At 62.7% G+C, this 18,062-nt stretch carries 14 protein-coding genes; 9 read left to right on the plus strand and 5 right to left on the minus strand.

Annotated elements, in window-relative coordinates:
• On the minus strand, nt 1-999 hold the full coding sequence (locus tag J0W34_RS06195; protein WP_230971075.1) for an aminoglycoside phosphotransferase family protein: 999 nt from the start codon (nt 997-999) through the stop codon (nt 1-3).
• Nucleotides 1,000-1,105: 106 nt separating this feature from the next.
• Between J0W34_RS06195 and lptD the strand changes: the two genes are divergently transcribed.
• The 5 genes from lptD to J0W34_RS06220 all read left to right on the plus strand — a co-directional run bounded on the left by lptD (nt 1,106) and on the right by J0W34_RS06220 (nt 10,215).
• The gene (gene lptD / locus J0W34_RS06200) at nt 1,106-3,526 is read left to right on the plus strand and encodes an LPS-assembly protein LptD (protein ID WP_230971076.1); all 2,421 of its coding nucleotides are present in this window, start codon (nt 1,106-1,108) and stop codon (nt 3,524-3,526) included.
• Between the two features lie 33 nt (nt 3,527-3,559).
• Nucleotides 3,560-4,870 carry a peptidylprolyl isomerase gene (locus tag J0W34_RS06205; RefSeq protein ID WP_230971077.1) on the plus strand — a complete coding sequence of 437 codons (1,311 nt, stop codon included), beginning with the start codon at nt 3,560-3,562 and terminating at the stop codon, nt 4,868-4,870.
• 11 nt (nt 4,871-4,881) lie between these two features.
• Entirely contained in the window at nt 4,882-5,877 is a 996-nt protein-coding gene (pdxA, locus tag J0W34_RS06210) for a 4-hydroxythreonine-4-phosphate dehydrogenase PdxA (protein WP_230971078.1), read from the plus strand.
• Nucleotides 5,878-5,965: 88 nt separating this feature from the next.
• Nucleotides 5,966-7,072, plus strand: coding sequence for an efflux RND transporter periplasmic adaptor subunit (locus tag J0W34_RS06215; protein ID WP_230971079.1), 1,107 nt, complete (start codon nt 5,966-5,968; stop codon nt 7,070-7,072).
• Nucleotides 7,072-10,215, plus strand: coding sequence for an efflux RND transporter permease subunit (locus J0W34_RS06220; protein ID WP_230971080.1), 3,144 nt, complete (start codon nt 7,072-7,074; stop codon nt 10,213-10,215). The genes J0W34_RS06215 and J0W34_RS06220 overlap by 1 nt, the downstream gene beginning before the upstream one ends.
• A 7-nt stretch (nt 10,216-10,222) precedes the next feature.
• Here the strand turns inward: J0W34_RS06220 and J0W34_RS06225 are convergent, their stop codons facing one another.
• From J0W34_RS06225 to J0W34_RS06235, 3 genes are all read right to left on the minus strand, one after another.
• Nucleotides 10,223-10,894 carry a cysteine hydrolase family protein gene (locus J0W34_RS06225; protein ID WP_230971081.1) on the minus strand — a complete coding sequence of 224 codons (672 nt, stop codon included), beginning with the start codon at nt 10,892-10,894 and terminating at the stop codon, nt 10,223-10,225.
• A gap of 79 nt (nt 10,895-10,973) precedes the next feature.
• Nucleotides 10,974-11,864 (minus strand): hypothetical protein, encoded by an 891-nt coding sequence (locus tag J0W34_RS06230; RefSeq protein ID WP_230971082.1) that lies wholly within the window; start codon nt 11,862-11,864, stop codon nt 10,974-10,976.
• A 315-nt stretch (nt 11,865-12,179) separates the two neighbouring features.
• Nucleotides 12,180-13,058, minus strand: a complete 879-nt coding sequence (locus tag J0W34_RS06235) for a PEP-CTERM sorting domain-containing protein (protein WP_230971083.1) — start codon at nt 13,056-13,058, stop codon at nt 12,180-12,182.
• A gap of 582 nt (nt 13,059-13,640) precedes the next feature.
• On the opposite strand from J0W34_RS06235, the gene J0W34_RS06240 reads away from it, so the two are divergent.
• From J0W34_RS06240 to rsmA, 3 genes are all read left to right on the plus strand, one after another.
• The gene (locus tag J0W34_RS06240) at nt 13,641-14,162 is read left to right on the plus strand and encodes a sigma-70 family RNA polymerase sigma factor (RefSeq protein ID WP_227817052.1); all 522 of its coding nucleotides are present in this window, start codon (nt 13,641-13,643) and stop codon (nt 14,160-14,162) included.
• Nucleotides 14,159-14,908, plus strand: a complete 750-nt coding sequence (locus tag J0W34_RS06245) for an anti-sigma factor (protein WP_230971084.1) — start codon at nt 14,159-14,161, stop codon at nt 14,906-14,908. The genes J0W34_RS06240 and J0W34_RS06245 overlap by 4 nt, the downstream gene beginning before the upstream one ends.
• 181 nt (nt 14,909-15,089) lie before the next feature.
• On the plus strand, nt 15,090-15,857 hold the full coding sequence (rsmA, locus tag J0W34_RS06250; RefSeq protein ID WP_230971085.1) for a 16S rRNA (adenine(1518)-N(6)/adenine(1519)-N(6))-dimethyltransferase RsmA: 768 nt from the start codon (nt 15,090-15,092) through the stop codon (nt 15,855-15,857).
• Between the two features lie 46 nt (nt 15,858-15,903).
• Here rsmA and J0W34_RS06255 read toward each other — a convergent pair whose 3' ends face one another.
• Entirely contained in the window at nt 15,904-16,107 is a 204-nt protein-coding gene (locus J0W34_RS06255) for a YgaP family membrane protein (protein ID WP_227817049.1), read from the minus strand.
• A gap of 297 nt (nt 16,108-16,404) precedes the next feature.
• On the opposite strand from J0W34_RS06255, the gene J0W34_RS06260 reads away from it, so the two are divergent.
• On the plus strand, nt 16,405-18,027 hold the full coding sequence (locus J0W34_RS06260; RefSeq protein ID WP_227817048.1) for a methyl-accepting chemotaxis protein: 1,623 nt from the start codon (nt 16,405-16,407) through the stop codon (nt 18,025-18,027).
• The last annotated feature ends 35 nt before the right edge of the window (nt 18,028-18,062 follow it).

The raw sequence follows: 18,062 nt of genomic DNA on the forward strand, positions 1-18,062 counted from the left end.
TCAGAAGGTGTAACCCACGCTGGTCTCGATCGGATCGGATCGGTCGATCAACCTGAGAATGGGTTTGAGTTCGCCATAGCGCTCGCAGGCCTTGCGGAGGTAATTCATCACCCGCGGCATGTCGGCCAGATAACCGTCCTTGCCATCGCGATGGTACAGGCGGGCAAAAATGCCGAGCACCTTGAGATGGCGCTGGACGCCCATCCATTCGAAATCGCGATGGAAGTCGGCAAAATCCTCGCGCACGGGCAGACCGATCTGGCGGGCGGTCTCCCAGTAGCGGGCCAGCATGTCGAGCACGAAGGCTTCGTCCCAGTCGATGTAGGCGTCTTTGAAGAGCGAAACCAGATCGTAGCTCATGGGGCCGTAGACGGCGTCCTGAAAGTCGAGCACGCCAGCGCCGTGGCTGGTGACCATGAGATTCCGACTGTGAAAGTCCCGGTGTACGAAGACCTTGGGCTCGGCCAGATTGACCTCGAGGATTTTGTCGAAGGTCTTGTCCAGCAGCTTGCGTTCGGTCTCGTTCAGCTCGATCTGCTTGTGCGTGGACAGGTACCACGCCGGGAACAGCTGCATTTCGGTAAGCAGCTTTTCGCGACTGTATTCCGGCAGGGCGTCGGGCGTGCTGGCACGCTGGATGCAGACCAGGCTGCCCAGCGCATCGGCGTAAAGGGCGTGTGCCGTTTCCGCGTTGAGCGCCGACAGGTAAGTGGTGTCCCCCAGGTCTGTCAGCAGGAGGAAGCCCGCTTCGATATTACGATCGAGCACGTGCGGCACCTGGGCCCCCGCTTGGCCGAACAGTTCGCTCACATGGATGAAGGGCCCCGTATCTTCCTTGTCCGGTGGCGCGTCCATGACGATCCGGGTCTCGGGTTCCCCCTTGATGTGCGCGCGAAAATAGCGACGGAAGCTGGCATCGGCCGAGGCGGGCGTGAGCTCGATCCGGCGGCCAGGAAAACGGCTTTCAAGCCACTGCTGCAATTGGTCGAGTCTTTGCACTTTTGGCCTTTCGTGTTCGTGTAAAATGCCCGGATTTTAGCAAACAGCACCGTCGGGCCGTTGACCCCAGCGTTCGCCCGAGCGACATGCCACATGGAGACAAGCATTGCCGCAATCTGAATGCTGGAAGATGAAAGCCATCCCGTGTCTGCTGGCCGTATTCCCGGCCCTGGCGGGTGCGGCCGAGGGGCTTTCCCCGCTGCAGGTCGATCCGGCGCTGTTGGCGCCCGCGACTGCACCATCGAACGCTGGTCGCGTGGTTGCGCCCCGGTCGATTGAGCGTGAGCCGGGCGGCGTGACGCCGGCCGACCCCGGGGGGGCGGTGGTGACACCCGTGCCCGAGTCCCGACCCGAGGCGGCCTCCGCCCGACCGGAGTCGGTGCCGCTCGATGACGAGCTGGAGAGTCCGACGCCAGGGGCGACGGTAGTCGTTGCCGACCGTATCGACGGTCAGCAGGATATCGAGATGGTCGCCGAGGGCAATGCGCGCCTGGGTCGCGATGGCACGCGGCTGCGTGCTGACAGAATCGTGTATCGGGAGGTTCAGGACGAGATCGAGGCGTCGGGCGACGTCGAGTTCCGCCGGGGGACCGATACCATTCAGTCACAGAACCTCCGTGTTCAGCTCGATGCCCAGACCGGTGAGGTCACGGAACCCGCCTACTCTTTTTCGCGCGAGGTCGTTCAGGGCGGCATGAGCAAGAAGGTGGTCGGCGGCGGCAAGGCTGATGTGCTCAGACTCGAAGGCGAGAACCAGTACGCGCTCGAAAATGCCACCTGGAGTACCTGCGCACCGCCGGATCCGGACTGGTATCTCAAGGCGGGTGAACTTGAGCTCGACTACGATCGGGAAATCGGCGTTGCCCGCCACACGACCGTCGTGTTCAAGGATGTGCCGATCTTCTACATGCCCTGGGCAGAGTTCCCGCTGGCGGCTCAGCGCAAGTCCGGTTTCCTGCCGCCGACCTTTGGTACCTCGAACAAGACCGGTGTGGATCTCACGGTTCCGTACTACTGGAATATCGCGCCGAATTACGATGCGACCATTGCGCCGCGTTACATGAGCCGTCGCGGCTTCCTGCTTGGCGGCGAGTATCGCTATCTGACCGATTCGATGGATGGCGTGATCAGTGGTGAATGGCTGCCCGAGGATCGGGTGGCGGGTCGCAAGAACCGGGCGGCCGGATCGCTGAGACATAACCAAAATTTCGGCAGTGGATGGACCGCTTACGCAAACCTCAACGGCGTCTCCGATAAAGAATACCTTGAAGATTTGAATTCCAGTCTGGCGGTTGCCTCCCAGACGAACCTGTTGCGCGAGGTAGGCGTGACTTATTCCCCTGGCACATGGTGGTCGGCAAGTCTGAGGGGGCAGAGCTATCAGACACTCACGGGCGAAACACCGTATCGCCGTTTGCCGCAGCTCACGTTGGGCGGCAGGAGGACTCTCCTGAATGATCAGGCGGACCTGATCCTCTTGAGCGAGTATGTAAATTTCGCGCACCCGGATGAGGGCAAGCCCGAGGGCTCTCGGCTCACGCTCTATCCAAGCGTTGAGGCGCCGCTCGGCAATGCCGCCTTCACCCTGACGCCGAAGCTGGGTCTGCACTACACACGCTACTCGCTCGACCGGCCATTGGTCGAGGGCGAGGAGCAGATCACGCGCACACTACCCATTTTCTCGCTGGACAGTGGTGTGGCGTTCGAACGGGAAACCACCTGGGGTGGTCAGAACGCGATCCAGACGCTGGAGCCGCGCATCTACTACGTCAACGTGCCGTACCGCGACCAGGACGCGATCCCGAATTTCGACTCCGGTCTGTATGACTTCAGCTTTGCTCAGATCTTCTCCGAGAACATCTTCAGTGGCGGAGACCGCATCTCGAACGCCAACCAGGTCACCGCCGCAGTGACCACACGTCTGATCGACGCCGAGACCGGGGTTGAACGTATGAAGTTCGCGCTCGGCCAGCGCTATTACTTTGCCGATCAGCGCGTCACGCTGCCCGGGGTGCCGGCGCGAACCGGACGCCGGGCGGATGTTCTGGCTGCCTTCGAAGGACGGATCACGAATACGGTCAGCCTCGATACGGCGTGGCAGTACAACCCGCGTGACAAGCAGACCGAGCGATTCAACACCGGTTTGAGTTACCAGCCGGGCTTTGCCCAGGTCTTCAACATCGGCTATCGCTACACCCGGGACGTCCTGCGCGATCTGGACATCTCTGCGCAGTGGCCGCTTGCCAAGCGGTGGTATGGTGTGGCCCGGTACAACCGTTCGCTTCGGGATCACCGTGTGACCGAAGCACTGGCGGGGCTTGAGTATGCCGGGGACTGTTGGGTCTTTAGAACGGCCCTGCATCGATTCGCGACCACCGAGAACGAAGTGACACAGGCGATTTTCCTGCAGCTGGAACTGACCGATCTGGCCAGTGTCGGATCAAGCCCGGTCGATCTGCTCAAACGCACCGTGGGTGGTTATGGCGTCATCAATCAGCCCATCGCTGATCCGGTGTTCGGCCAGTAATGTCCGATGGGACATGGTTTTGACAGGATGTATATGAAGAAAACGATTTTCAGCATGGCCTTTGCCGCGCTCGCTGTGTCGTCCGCGTTGCACACGGGGGCCGCAGTGGCTGCCCGGGTCGAACTGGTGGACCGTATTGTCGCAGTCGTCAATAACGAAGCGATTACGGCGTCGGCGCTGGAAGAGCGGATCGAACAGATCCGTCGTCAGTTCGCCCGCAGGGGCGACCAGCTGCCGTCCGATGACGTGCTGCGCCGTCAGGTGCTCGACCAACTGGTCGCCGAAAGCGTTCAGGCCCAGCGCGCGCGTGAGGCCGGCGTCCGTATCGACGACATCACGCTCGATCAAGCCATCCAGCGCATCGCCGACTCCAACCGCATGACGCTGTCCCAGTTTCGCTCTGCGCTGGAGGGTGACGGCATTTCCTGGGAGAGCTTCCGGGCAAACATCCGGCGGGAGATGCTGATTTCGCGATTGCGCGAGCAATCGGTCGAGTCCCGTGTCGTGGTCACTGACGCAGAGATCGACAACTTCATCAAGAACAATCCCGACGTGGCAAGCGAGACCGAATATCGCGTTGCACACATCCTGGTGCGTGCGCCCGAGGCGGCTTCGCCCGAGCAACTCCAGGCGCTGGCGCAGAAAGCCGAAGCGGCGCAGCAGAGCGCTGCGGCGGGCGCAGACTTTTCCGCACTGGCCGCAGAGGTCTCGAACGCACCGGATGCGCTTCAGGGCGGTGACATGGGCTGGCGCGCGCCGAGCGCCATGCCGGGACTCTTCGCGCAGGCGGTGCAGAACATGTCGCCGGGCGAGGTGTCTCCTGTGCTGCGCAGTGCCGCCGGCTTTCATGTCATGAAGCTGATCGACAAGCGAAGCACCGGCAAGGCCGAGGCCATGGTCGAGCAGACACATGTCAGCCACATCCTGATCAAGACCACGGAACTCATCACCGATGACGATGCGCGCAAGCGTCTCGAAACCCTGCGCACCCGTGTGCTGAACGGCGAATCCTTCGAGGATCTGGCTCGGGCCAACTCGGACGATCTGTCTGCTGCCAAGGGCGGGGATATCGGCTGGGTCTATCCGGGTGATACGGTGCCCGAGTTCCAACGGGCCATGGATGCGCTGGCGCCGGGCGAATTGAGCGAGCCGGTGAAGTCGCCGTTTGGCTGGCACCTCATCCGGGTCGAAGAGCGCCGGACCGAGGACGTGTCCGACAAGCGCAAACGTGCCGTGGCGCGCAATACGCTCAAGCAGCGCAAGATCGAAGAAGCCACCGACGACTGGCTGCGCCAGTTGATCAGTAGCGCCTTCGTGCAGTACCGGCTCGACGACGTCGAGTAAGCCGACCGATCATGATGGCGCGCCCCTGTCTGGCAGTGACCAGCGGAGAGCCGGCGGGCGTCGGGCCTGAACTGTGTCTGCGCCTGATTGATCACGACTGGCCGGGGCGGCTGGTGGTGCTGGCCGATGAGCAGATGCTGGGCGAGCGCATGCGCCAGCTGGGGATGTCGATCCCCTTGCATTCCTACGAGCCGTCCGAAGCGCCGCCAGCCGGCGCGCTTGAAGTGTTGCATACCCCATGTGCGGTGCCGGTGGCGCCAGGCAGGCTCGACGCGGACAATGGCCGCAGCGTGCTGGCCATGCTCGATCGGGCGATTGATGGGTGTGTGCGCGGAGAGTTTGCCGGCATGGTGACGGCGCCGGTGCACAAGGGCGTGATCTGCGAGGCCGGTGTGCCGTTTTCTGGGCATACCGAATACCTGGCCGAATCAACGGGAACAGCTCGGGTCGTCATGATGCTCGTGGGCGGTGGCATGCGCGTCGCATTGGTGACGACGCATCTGCCGCTCGCGGATGTGCCCTCGGCGATCACCACGACGGCACTGGCTGAAACCCTGGACATCCTCGATCACGATCTGCGCGAGCGATTCTCGCTGACGCAGCCGCGCATCCTGGTGGCAGGCCTCAATCCCCATGCCGGAGAGGGCGGACACATGGGCCGGGAGGAGATCGAGGTGATCAGCCCCGTGCTTGAGCGTTTGCGCCAGACGGGCATGGATCTGGTCGGGCCGCTGCCGGCTGATACCCTGTTTGTGCCACACACCCTGCAGCAGGGGGACGCGGTGCTGGCCATGTATCACGACCAGGGCTTGCCGGTGCTGAAGCATGCCAGCTTTGGCGGTGGCGTGAACGTCACGCTGGGCCTGCCCATCATCCGCACCTCGGTAGACCACGGCACGGCGCTCGATCTGGCGGGGACGGGCCGTGCAGACCCGGGGAGCCTGTTCGCCGCGGTCCGGTTGGCATTCGAGATGGCGGGCGTCGATACCATCGGCTGTGCCGCTTGACCCCCCGGCCTCCGCGGCAGGCCTGACATGCAACCAAACCGGTGTGCATCACACTAAAGACTGTGCGAGCGATCAATCGGGAGAAGCGGTGCGATTCAGACTCTTGGCATGTCGAATCACGAACTATCTGACGCCGGCAATGGCCTGTCTGGCCGTGCTGACCATGGTCGCAAGCACCCTCGCCCGTGCTGCCGGACCATCCGTGGTGGTGGGCGAGAGTCGGCAGCAACCCGTGGTCGAAGAGGTTCGTGTTTCGGGTTCGGTGATTTCTCCGCAATCCTCGCGCTTGTCGCCTCAGGTCGCGGGTCGCGTCGCGCGGCTCATGGTGGACATCGGTTCCCGGGTTAGTGCCGGCGATGTGATCCTGGAACTTGACTCTGCGCTGGTGCGCATCGAGGGCGATGCGGCCCGCGCCGCAGCGGCACAGGCACGCGAAATTCTTGCCGATGCACAGCGCCGGGAGGCGGATGGACGGCGTCTGGTCAAGTCGCGAACGATCACGGCCACATCCTATGAAGCGCTGCAATCCGAAGTGCGTGCCAACGCGGCCGCGCTCCGCCTGCGGGAGGCCGAGCAGCGCGCCGCGGACGAGCGCCTGAAGCAGCACGTGCTGAGGGCGCCCTTTGCGGGCGTGATCAGTGCCAAGCTCACCGAGGTCGGCGAGTGGATCACGCCGGGTACGGCGGCCGTCTCGCTGGTGGCCGATGAGCGGCTCAGTGTCGATCTTCAGGTGCCCCAGCGTTACTTTCCCAGACTCGATCGTGATGTTCCGGTGGAGCTCCATCTACCGGCGCTCGATGATCGTGCCGTCGAGGCGAGCATCACGGCGATCGTGCCGGTGAGTGACGCCGATGCCCGCAGCTTCCGCATGCGTGTCACTCCGGTGGAAAATGGATTGCCACTGACGCCCGGCATGTCGGCCTCAGCGACCTTGCGCCTGGGCGCCGGACGCGAAGGGGTGCTGGTTTCCCGTGACGCCTTGCTACGTCACCCCGATGGACGGGTGACGGTCTGGGTGCTTGAGGGCGCGCAGGACGGCGAAGTGAAAGTCTCGGAACGCGTGGTCAAGACCGGATTGAGTTTTGATGGTCTGGTCGAGATTCGCGACGGTCTGACGGCGGGTGAGCGGGTGGTCGTGGAGGGCAACGAGTCGCTGCGCAATGCCCAGACGGTGACGGTCGCGGGAGCGCGCTAGTGTTCGAGCGCATCGTCAGTCGTGGCACGCTGATGACGGTCACGGTACTCATCGTGACGGTCATCGGCATCGTGGCGGCCTTGCGTATTTCGGTACAAATGATTCCCGATCTGGACGTCCGGACGGTGACCGTGCGCACCTCGTGGCCGGGTGCCACGCCGCAGGACGTGGAGAAGGAGATCCTGCTCGAGCAGGAAGAATTCCTGCGTACCGTGCCCAGTCTGCAGCGACTGGTGTCGACGGCCTCGTTCGGGCGCGCGGACATCCAGCTCGAGTTCCCCTACGGCGTCGACATGAACGAGACGCTGATCCGCATCACCAATGCCCTCAGCCAGGTGCCGTCCTATCCCAACAACGTGGACGAGCCGAGGGTGTACGCCACCTCGTTTTCGGCCAACTCCTTCATGTATTTCCGCATCACGCCGCTGGCGGGCAATCCACGCCAGCTCAACATGGTGATGATGCAGGACTTCATCGAAGACAACGTCAGGACGCGCCTCGAAAGCATCAACGGCGTGTCGCAGATCAGCGTCTATGGTGGCGCCGACCGGCAGGTGCAGATCCTGATCGATCCGGCACGGCTGGCCGAGTACGGGCTCACGGTCGTGGACGTGCGCCAGGCGATCAATGCGCGCAATCGCGATGCCTCCGGCGGTGAGATCGAGTCGGGCAAGCGCCGCTACCTGTTGCGCACCATCGGCCGTTTCGAAAATCTGGATGATCTGCGGGAGATGATCCTGACCCGGCGCGGTGACACCCTCGTGCGCCTGGGTGATGTGGCTGAAGTCAGGCAGGGGCATTTCGAGATCACCAGTCGCATGCTCATGGATGGCGAATCCGTGATCGGCCTGTCGGTGCGTCGCGAGGCCGGCTCGAACGTCATCGAGATCAAGCGGGCGATGATGAGCGAGATGGAGGCCATCAACCACGAGGTGCTCGAACCGGCCGGCATGAAGATGCACGTGATCGGTGATGACGTGGCCTATGTCGAAGCATCGCTCCAGAACGTGTGGCAGAACCTCATCATCGGTGCCTTGCTTGCCAGCGGGGTGATGTATCTCTTTTTGCGCTCGTGGAAGATGACCCTGGTCGGGGTCATGGGTATCCCCATCTGCACCATTGCCGCTTTTCTGGGCTTGCTGCTGGGCGGTCGCACCATCAACGTGATTTCGCTGGCGGGGATTGCCTTCGCCATCGGCATGACGCTGGACAACAGCATCGTGGTGCTCGAGAGCATCGAGCTGGCGCGCCGGCGCGGGCTTGACCGCTTCCGCTCTGCGGTCGAAGGGGTGCGTCAGGTGTGGCCGGCGGTGCTGGCCTCGACGCTGACCACGGTGCTGGTTTTCGTGCCCATCCTGTTCATCGAGCAGGAAGCCGGGCAGCTGTATTCGGACATCGCCATTGCCGTGTCCGCCTCAATTTTCGCTTCCATGGTGGTCGCCATTACCGTGTTGCCCACCGCCTGTGCTTATCTCGACTTCGGTCCGGCAACGCACAGCGCTGCCGAGCAGGGGGGGACGCGGGTGGTGCTCGCGGCCGTGGAGCGCATCGTGGCCAGCCGCCCGCGTCGCATCCTCGCCATCGTGGTGACCAGTTGCGTGAGCCTGGGCATTCTGGTTGCGCTGACGCCGGCGGCCGAGTACCTGCCGGAAGGCGAAGAGCCCAAGGCGTTTGCCCGCATGAATGCGCCACCGGGGTATAACCTGGCGTCGATGGAGCGGATTGCAAAGCAGGTACAGGCGCACTTTCTGCCCTACCGCGACGCAGATCCGTCTCGCTTTGCAGACGGTGAGGACGCCGTCCCGTCAATTCGCTACCTGAACATGCGTGTGCAGGCCGATGGGCTGGTCGTCGTGGTCGAGCCGACGGTGGCCGCCGACATCCGCCCGCTTATGGATGCCCTGAGCAGCCACTTCAAGAGCTATCCGGGCATGCGCTCCTTTGTCTCGAGAGGATCGATCATCACCAGCAACGACGGTGGTACCCGAAGTGTGAATCTCGATATCGCCGGGCCGGACCTGGAGACCATCTACGACGTGGCACTCACGGCCTACCAGCGGGCGCAGGAGGTCTTCGACGGGCCACGCATCAACGCCCAGCCGTCGAGCCTTTCGCTGTCCCAGCCCCTAGTCGAACTGAGGCCCGACTGGCGGCGCGCCAGCGAACTGGGCTTGAGCGCCCAGGACATCGGTTTTACCGTGGCGGCATTGACCGATGGCGCGTTTGTCGATGAGTTCCTGCTCAACGACGACAAGATCGATATCTATCTCTACGGTCACGCCGGCGCCGAGGCGACGCTCGACACCTTGTCGCAGGTCACGTTGTACTCCTCCGCGGGTGCCGTGGTGCCCCTGTCGTCGGTGGTCGATATCGTCGAGCGGGTGGATACCAACCTGATCCGGCGGGTCGACGGTCGGCGCATGGTCACGCTCAACATCATTCCGCCTGAGTCGGTGGCACTCGAAACAGCTGTCGATGTGGTGCGCCAGCAGGTTGTTCAGCATATGCGTGACCGCGGGCAAATCCCCATCAGTGTCGGCATGAGCATCTCGGGGGCGAGCGATCAGCTTGACGCCACCCGCGAGGCGCTGTCCGGCAACTACGTGGTGGCCGTGATCATCATCTATCTGCTGCTCGTCGCCATCTTCACCCATTGGGGTTACCCGGTGCTCATCATGACCACCATTCCGTTGGGGGTCGCGGGCGGCATTCTCGGCTTGTGGCTCATGAACCTGGCTGGCAGCTGGTTGCCGCTGATCGGCCTTGCGCCGCTGGTGCAGCCCTTCGACATGATCGCGATGCTCGGCTTCCTGATCCTGATGGGGACGGTGGTGAACAACCCGATCCTGATCGTCCATCAGGCCATGATGAACGTGCGTGAAGAGGGCATGAAGGCACGCGAGGCCGTGACGGATGCAGTGCAGACGCGGCTGCGCCCGATCGCGATGTCCACCCTCACCACGGTAGTCGGCCTTGCCCCGCTGGTCTTCATCCCGGGGGCCGGGGCAGAACTCTATCGGGGCGTGGGGGCCATCGTGCTCTTTGGCGTGCTGGGCACCGCCATCGTGGCGCTCACCTTCCTCCCCGCCCTGACGGTGATGGTGCTGAACTGGGTCGAGGGTCGGCGCAAGCCATCCCTGTGAGATTGCCCTACAGCGCCATCATGGCCTCGAGTTCTGCACTGCTCATCACGTTGCAGTAGATCATGTTCATGATCTCGAGCTCATGGCGGTGCAGCGCGTCGGTGCCCGCCGCGCAGCAGTCCTCGATCAACACCACGCGAAAGCTTTCGTCGGCCAGCGCCCGCACGGTCGATGACACGCACTGGTCGGTGTATATGCCGGTGACCACCACGTTGCGGATGCCCATGTTGTGGAGGATGAAGCGCAGGTTGGTGCCGGTGACGGCACTGTCTGTGGTTTTGACGATGACGATCTCGTCCCCCACGGGCGCCACTTCCGGCACGATCTGGGAGGCTTCGCTGTCCTTGGGCATGAGCAGGTTGTTCCAGCCCGGCAGTTTCTGGACCAGCGAACGATCGCGTCCGTCATCGAGCTGGCAGGCAATGCGGGCATGCATGACGTCAATGCCTTTGGCCCGGAACGCTTGCTGGAGTGCCGCCAGCTTGGGCAGCACGGTGTGATGCATGCGATCGAGAAAGGGTTGCCAGCGTGCCTGCTCTTCTGGTGTGTCCCGTGGCACAAGCCCATAGTTCTGCACGTCGATGCACAGCAGGGCGGTCTCGTCATGGGGGAGGACGAGATCTGCAGGTTCTGGCGCGTGTTCGTAGTAGAACGAGCGGTGTCGGGTTTTCCAGTTCATGTCGTCGAACAGCGGTTTGGGACATGAACACCATAGCGCGACGGGCGCGCTCGTGCGAACCGGCGTCGCGGATACCGGCTCAGAATTCGACCTCGACGGTCCACTTGAACGTCGTGTTCGGGGTGTTGTCGTTGAGCCCGAACAGAAAGCCTGCCCCCACCAATAGCGCCGTACCGTCGTCCCCTCGACCCAGTTCAGTCGTGTAGTAAAGCAGGGGGCCGAGACGATGCTGGTCGTGGTCGCCAAACAGGCGGGCTTCCTCGTTCCTGCGGCCCGAGTCACCCAGCCGGTCCACGGTACCGTAGGCTTCGATCGTGGCGTGCCAGTGTTCGCTCAGGTGACGGCCAAACTGCGAGGCATAGGCAAAATCGAGTTTCTCGTCACGAGGCCGGTCGCCGCCCAGGTGTTTGACCAGATAGAGGTTCACGTTCGCCCACCAGGGCCCCTGGTTGGTCTGGATGATGCTGCCGAAGAGCAGGGTGCTCGCCTCGCCGTCTTCGAGCGCATGCTCGTATTCGGTCACCAGACCGAAACCCCAGTCGTCGTTATCCTCGATGGGGTCGATGATGGCAATCAGTTCGCCCCCGATTTCGGTCAGCTTGAGGTCGGCATATGCGTTGGCTTGCGCAGGCGAGTCGGGGTCGTCGATGCGCTCCTTCTCGAACTCGATGCCCACACGCGACTTCCATCGGGGGGTGATGCCAAATTCGAGCTCCATCGCGTGGCGTTGCTTGGTGACGCTGTTGTCGTCGTACTCGAACTCGCCATTTTCTTCTTTCACGGCCCGGCGGGGCTGGCCGAACATGTGGGCGTTCTGGGACTGGAATTCCAGGCTACCCGGTTCGGACTCCAGGTCCTTGACCTCGAACTGGCCAATCGATGGACCGGCCAAGGCCCACGCTGGAATGAATAGAAAGACGGAAAGGGCGCCCATGCGGCGCCATTGGGAACGCAGAGTTGTTGGGGGCACGGTGCTTGCCTGTGGATCTGATTATTTTGAGCTTGTGCGCCCATCATCGCCGGAATCGCTCGTGCTGACCAGCCCGGCGTTGCGCTCACGCCATGCAGCCCGGCAGCGCTGACGGCGACATCGTTCGTCGTCGCCGTCGTGGCATCGGTTGAATGGTGAGAGATTCGGCCCGGCCGGCCCGGTACGCCGGGAAACGATGCGCCCGGGCCGAATCGGGATTACGCCAGACCGGTTGGTTGCGGCGTCTTCACGCGGTTGATGCCAGCCCGAGCAATCCCAGACCCGGTGGCATGGTTTGGCGCAAGGCAGACCGGATCAGTCGGCGAGCAAGCAGCGGTTCGCCTGACGGATCTTGCGGCGCAGAAGCGGCGCCAGACCCGCCAGCATCAGGGCGACGGTGGAGGGCTCGGGGACGGCCGTGGCGAGTTCCGGTGTGGCGAAAACGAAGTCGTCTGTCACCACCAGATCGATGCCGTCCTGAAGGCGCTCTGCGCCGAAGCTGGCGACGTTCGTGCCGTCGAAACTGAACAGTGCGTGGGTGCCGACCACCAGTTCGACTTCCGTGATGACCGGAGCGTCGAAGAGCACGCCCAGGAACTGGGTTTCTCCATTGCCGCCGACAGGCACATCAAAGCTGCCCAGATCGACTTCATGGCCATTGATGTTGACGCCCCGGAATTCGATGCGGGTCGCCCCGGCCAGTTCGGTATCGACAAAGATCGCGCCAAAGCCACGGGTGCCGGCAGCGATGTCGGTGTTGGGCAGGACGAAGGTCTGCTCGATGACCTGATCGCTGAAAGAGCCGTTTTCCGGATCGAACATCACAAAGGTGTTGTTCGGGGTGAAGGCGGGAAACTGACCGGCGGACTCTGGATTGACGCTGCCGAAGCCGTCTGCGCTTACTGCATACGGATCCTCGAAGATGGCGCCACGACCACGGAAGCGATCCACCGGAATTTCCACCGTCTTTCCCGTGTCGATGATGCGCGTTTCGGGGTTGGCGTCGGTGCCGTCGACGGCAACGCCGTCCCAGTTGATGCGGCTGCCGCCGTTGATGGCGACACGAAAGGCGTCAAAAGCGGTCGTCGCGTCGGCACCGCTACCGGAAAAGATCTGAGGGCCTGCCCAAGCGTTGAGCGGGCTCAGTAGAGTGATGCCGGCGAAGCAGGCGATGGTCTTGAGTGACAGGTTCATTTGATTCTCCAATAAACTGAAAAGGGATGAGGTGGACTGAATTGACCCGTTGCGGGCAGTGTCTTCTTCCCCGCATTGCCGGGGTCGGCGAAGGGGGGACATGGCGATCACGCGGCAGTGGCTACATGGGCGGTTCCTCTGGTGTCGATAGTGGGCAGCGGCGGCATCTGGACGGGATATTCCATTGGCCTTCACTGAGCACATACGAGGCGACGCCGCGCAGAGGCTTCAGGAATTAATTCCTAAATGAGACAGGATGTTTCGAGGGCGCCGAGGGGCCTCGGGCGTGCCGGCAGCTGACAAATCACGACCTGCACGTCCAGTGACTGCTGCACTCCCGCGTGAGGATTTGCCGGGACGCGGGCTGACTTTTTGTAAGTCGGGGTAAATATGGCGGTGCGGACTACGGTTGCCCGCGTGGCGCTGATAGGCTGCGGTGGTTGCTATCGGTGCCTGCCGACTGCGCGATAACCGACTTCGAGTCTGGTCTGATGCGGTAACCAACCCGCTGGAGCAGACGCCGCGAACCCACTGTTCCCCATGACCCGCCGCCCCGTTCGAAACGCCCCAACGGATCTCGCCATGCTCATCGCGCGCTGCGCACTGCGTGACCAGGCTGCATTTCTGGCGCTATACGATGCGACCTCGGCCAAACTCTTTGGTGTGATCCTTCGTATCGTCAAAAGGGAGCCGTGGGCGGAAGAAGTCGTGCAGGATGTCTATCTCAGGATCTGGGATTCGGCGCCGCGCTATAACGCGACACTGGGGCAACCCATGACCTGGCTGATCAACATCGCACGCAACCGCGCCATCGACTTCCTGCGCAGCAGCGAATACGCGATGGCGCATCAAAACGAAGAACTCGACGATGCCTTGCCCGCAGACGTCGATCTCGCCCTGTCAGCAGAAACCCGCGCGGAGATGAGCCGGCTGGCCGGCTGTATGGATTTGCTGAAGTGCGATCAGCGGGACTGCATATTGCTGGTCTATCATCTGGGCTATACGCCGACCGAAGTCGCCGAGCGGGCCGGGCACGCCATCGGTACCGTCAAGACCTGGCTTCGGCGCGGCGTTCAACGGCTGCGGGATTGCATGCGCTCATGAGATACGACAACCCGACCCTGAGAGAGCACCTCGCAAGTACGTATGCGCTCGGGAGCCTGCGCGGTCTGGCGCGTCTGCGCTTCGAGCGATTGATGCGCGACGATGCGGCCTTGCGGGCGCTGGTCGTCGATTGCCAGGAAATGCTCACACCGCTCGCGCTCGGTGCCCCGGACGTGGCGCCGCCGGCTGTCGTGAGGTCGCGGCTGGCAAAAGCGACATCTTCCGGAGGCGCGACGTCGACGGAGCGAGGGTTGTGGCAGCGTCTTTCGTCGTGGCGAGCGCTTGCCGCTTTCAATGGTCTGGTGGCTGCCGCACTGCTGGCTGTGGTGGGCCTGGGTCTGATCCAGCCTGCCGTGGTCGACTCCCCGGAACTGGTCTATGTCGGTGTGCTCTCCGACCGAGCGAATCGACCTGCACTTGCGGTGCTGGCCTATAACAAGCCGTTCCGTCTCAGCGTCGAGTCGAAGCTGCCGCTGAGCACGTCGGCGGACCGGGAATTCCGGGTATGGATACGTGACAGCGAAACGGATGCGATCGTGTTTCTCGCATCCATTCCTCCGGGCCAGAAGACGCTGGTCATTGAGGAGGCCGCATGGCGTCGATTGAAAGCGGCCAAGGCGCTGTTGGTGACCGAAGCCATGTCGGGCAGCCCGACCGACGCACCCACCGGGGACATTCTCTTCGAGGGGGTGTGCGTCAATCTCAAGAAGTGGTCCGAGGCCGCCGATCCATCCGCCAAACCCTGAGCAGGTGGCCGACATGCGTTTCAGGCATGAAACTCTCTTGGCGGTTGATCCAGACGCCATCGCTCGCCGGTACATAATGTCGTCGAGGCGCGAGTGGCAAGGGCGGAGGGATGCCGCCTCGTAGGCGAGCGGGTGCGTTTCAAGGATAATCGGACCGAAATTGACGTTCCAGGAATGAGCCTTGAATCACCGCGCCCGCAAACGCTTCGGCCAGAATTTTCTTTCCGACCCCAATATCATCCGCAAGATCATCGATACCATTGCCCCTCAGCCCGGGCAGAATGTGGTCGAGATCGGACCGGGGCTCGGGGCCATGACCGCACCCTTGCAGGAGCGCCTGGGGCACCTGAGTGTGGTCGAGATCGATCGCGACCTGATTGCGAAGCTGCACGAGCGCTACACGCCCGAGCAGATCACGGTGCACGAAGGTGACGCGCTGAAGTTTGATTTCGCCATGCTGGGTGAAGACCTGCGCGTGGTTGGCAATCTGCCCTACAACATCTCCACGCCCTTGCTGTTTCACCTGGCTTCGTTCGCCGAACAGGTGCGCGACATGACCTTCATGCTGCAAAAGGAGGTCGTCATGCGCATGGTCGCCGAGCCCGGTTCGAGCGACTACGGTCGCCTGTCGGTGATGCTGCAGTACCGTTTTCGCATGGGGCGCATGTTCGATGTGCCCCCCGGTGCGTTCCGTCCGGTGCCCAAGGTGATGTCGAGCATCGTTCGTCTGATGCCGCGTCCGGCAGATGCCCTGACGGCGATCAACGAACAGACACTCTCCCGGGTGGTTGCGGCGGCCTTCGGACAGCGGCGCAAGACCCTGCGCAACACCTTGCGCGAGTTCATTGACGATGCCGGCCTCGAAGCCCTGGGCATTGACCCCGGGGTACGCGCCGAGCGTCTGGCGGTGGCTGATTACGTCCGCATCGCCAATGCCGTGAGTGCATGAAAAAAGCCGGGCACTGCCCGGCTTTTTTCATGAGGCAGCCGTGCGCTTACTGGCTGCTGCCTTCTTTCTTGAGTGGGCAGGTACTCATGCCCAGCAGCGGGTAGAGCGGGCAGAAGCCGATCAGGCCGGTGGCGAGCGGCACCACGCCGATCCACGCCCAGATCGGGCCACCCATCAGCGCCCAGGCGATCAGCGCGATGCCGGCGACGATACGAAGAATCTTGTCGATACCACCTACGTTGGATTTCATGGTGTCCTCCCATCAATTCGGTTCCAGTGAGTGCATTGGAGCAAATCGGGGTCCGGTGCGTCTGTAACCAAGGTTACACAGCGTGCCGGCGGGGCGGCAGCGTATGGAAAACGTAATAAAGAGTTCGGCCCCGCTGCCGTAATCCTCAACGACGACAAGAACAACACGAATCGAGTCTTGACCCACCCTGTGGCGTAACACGGCTAATCCGGCGCCGTGACCGAGCAGAGGCGGATTCCTGAGGGTAGACAGGCGACGAAGCAGGCAGAGACACTGCGGGCGCGCCGGGAGAAAAACATGCAAAGCGTCTCGGATACACCCATCTGGCTCAGGCTTACGGCCGTCATCGCGGCCATGCTGTTGTGCGCCTTTGGGGCCATGATCTATTGGGAAACCCAGGTCAATCGGGAAACCGCCATCGATCAGGCCCGCGAGTTCGCCCTGTCGGTGCACGACATGACCATGGCCGGGCTGACCGGCATGATGATCACCGGCACGGTGGGGCAGCGCGACGTCTTTCTTGATCAGATCAAGGAGCTGTCCTCCGTGCGTGACCTGACGGTCATTCGCGGTGAGGCCGTGTCGAAACAGTTCGGCCCCGGCATGGCGGGCGAAACGACCGTCACCGCTGAGGAGAAAGAGGTACTGGCGAGCGGCAAGCCCCTGTTCGATGTGCGCACGGAACCAGGCATCGGTGAGCATCTGCGGGTTATCGTGCCGGCGCAGGCCTCGAAAAACTACCTGGGCAAGGACTGCACCACCTGTCACATGGTCGCCGAGGGGACGTCTCTGGGGGCCGTCAGCATGAAGATCGACCTCGCCAAGGTGAATTCGGCGGTTTCGGATTTCCGCAACAAGAGCCTGCTCTTTGCGTTGCTGGTGTCGGTACCGCTGGTCGGTTTCATCTTCTTCTTCATTCGCCGTTTCGTCACGACACCGTTGGCTCACATGACCGGTAACCTGGAAGAGATCGCCAACGGCAAGGGCGACCTCACCGCCCGACTCGATGTGAGCCACCGGGACGAGATCGGGCGCGCGGCCGAGAGCTTCAACCAGATGCTGGCGACCATCGCGGAACTGGTGCGGCAGGTGGGCGGTTCGGCGGCCAGTGTGGCCGGCGCAGCCCGTGGTGTTTCCGGCAGTGCCAACCAGCTGGGGGATGGCTCCCATCAGCAGAACCGACAGTCTCTCGCCGCGGCCGAGGCCATGGAAGACCTGATGCAGAAGACGGCTCACATTGCGACCAGTGCCGAGAACGTGCGCGATCTGTCGCATGAGTCGCTGGCTCGTTCGGAAGAGGGCCTCAAGCGCTTGCGCCACCTGATCGGCGAGGTTGATCACGTGGAAAGCGCGGTGTCGCAGATGGATACGACCGTGACCGCCTTTGTCGATTCGACCACTGAAATCAACCACATGACCCAGGAAGTGCGCGAGATTGCCGAGCAGACCAATCTGCTGGCCCTCAATGCCGCGATTGAAGCCGCCCGTGCCGGCGAACAGGGACGTGGATTTGCGGTGGTGGCGGACGAGGTGCGCAAGCTGGCGGAAAAATCGGCCAAGTCGGCCGGTGAGATCGATGCGATCACCACCACCTTGTCCAAACAGTCCGGTGAAGTGAAATCGGCGCTGCACAGCGGTCGCGATCACCTGGCCAGCTCACGCAAGGCCGCTGACGATGTCAAAGGCGTGCTCGACGCGGCCAATGCATCGGTCTCGCAGGTGTGCAGCGGTCTGGATGACATTGCCGAGGCCACTGAAGCACAGCGCGCCTCCAGCGTTCAGGTGACCCAGAGCATCGAGGCCATCGCTTCGATGGCCCGTGAAAACGATGCGGCCATCAGCAAGACGGTGGGATCCGCGCAGGACATGGAGCGTCAGGCTTCCGGTCTGCAGGAGGCGGTTGCCCGCTTCCGCGTCTGAATCTGACAGCTTGATCGGCGTGCCCCATGCCACCT

This window comes from Nitrogeniibacter aestuarii, from assembly GCF_017309585.1.
In the GTDB taxonomy this organism is placed as follows: Bacteria; Pseudomonadota; Gammaproteobacteria; order Burkholderiales; family Rhodocyclaceae; genus Nitrogeniibacter; species Nitrogeniibacter aestuarii.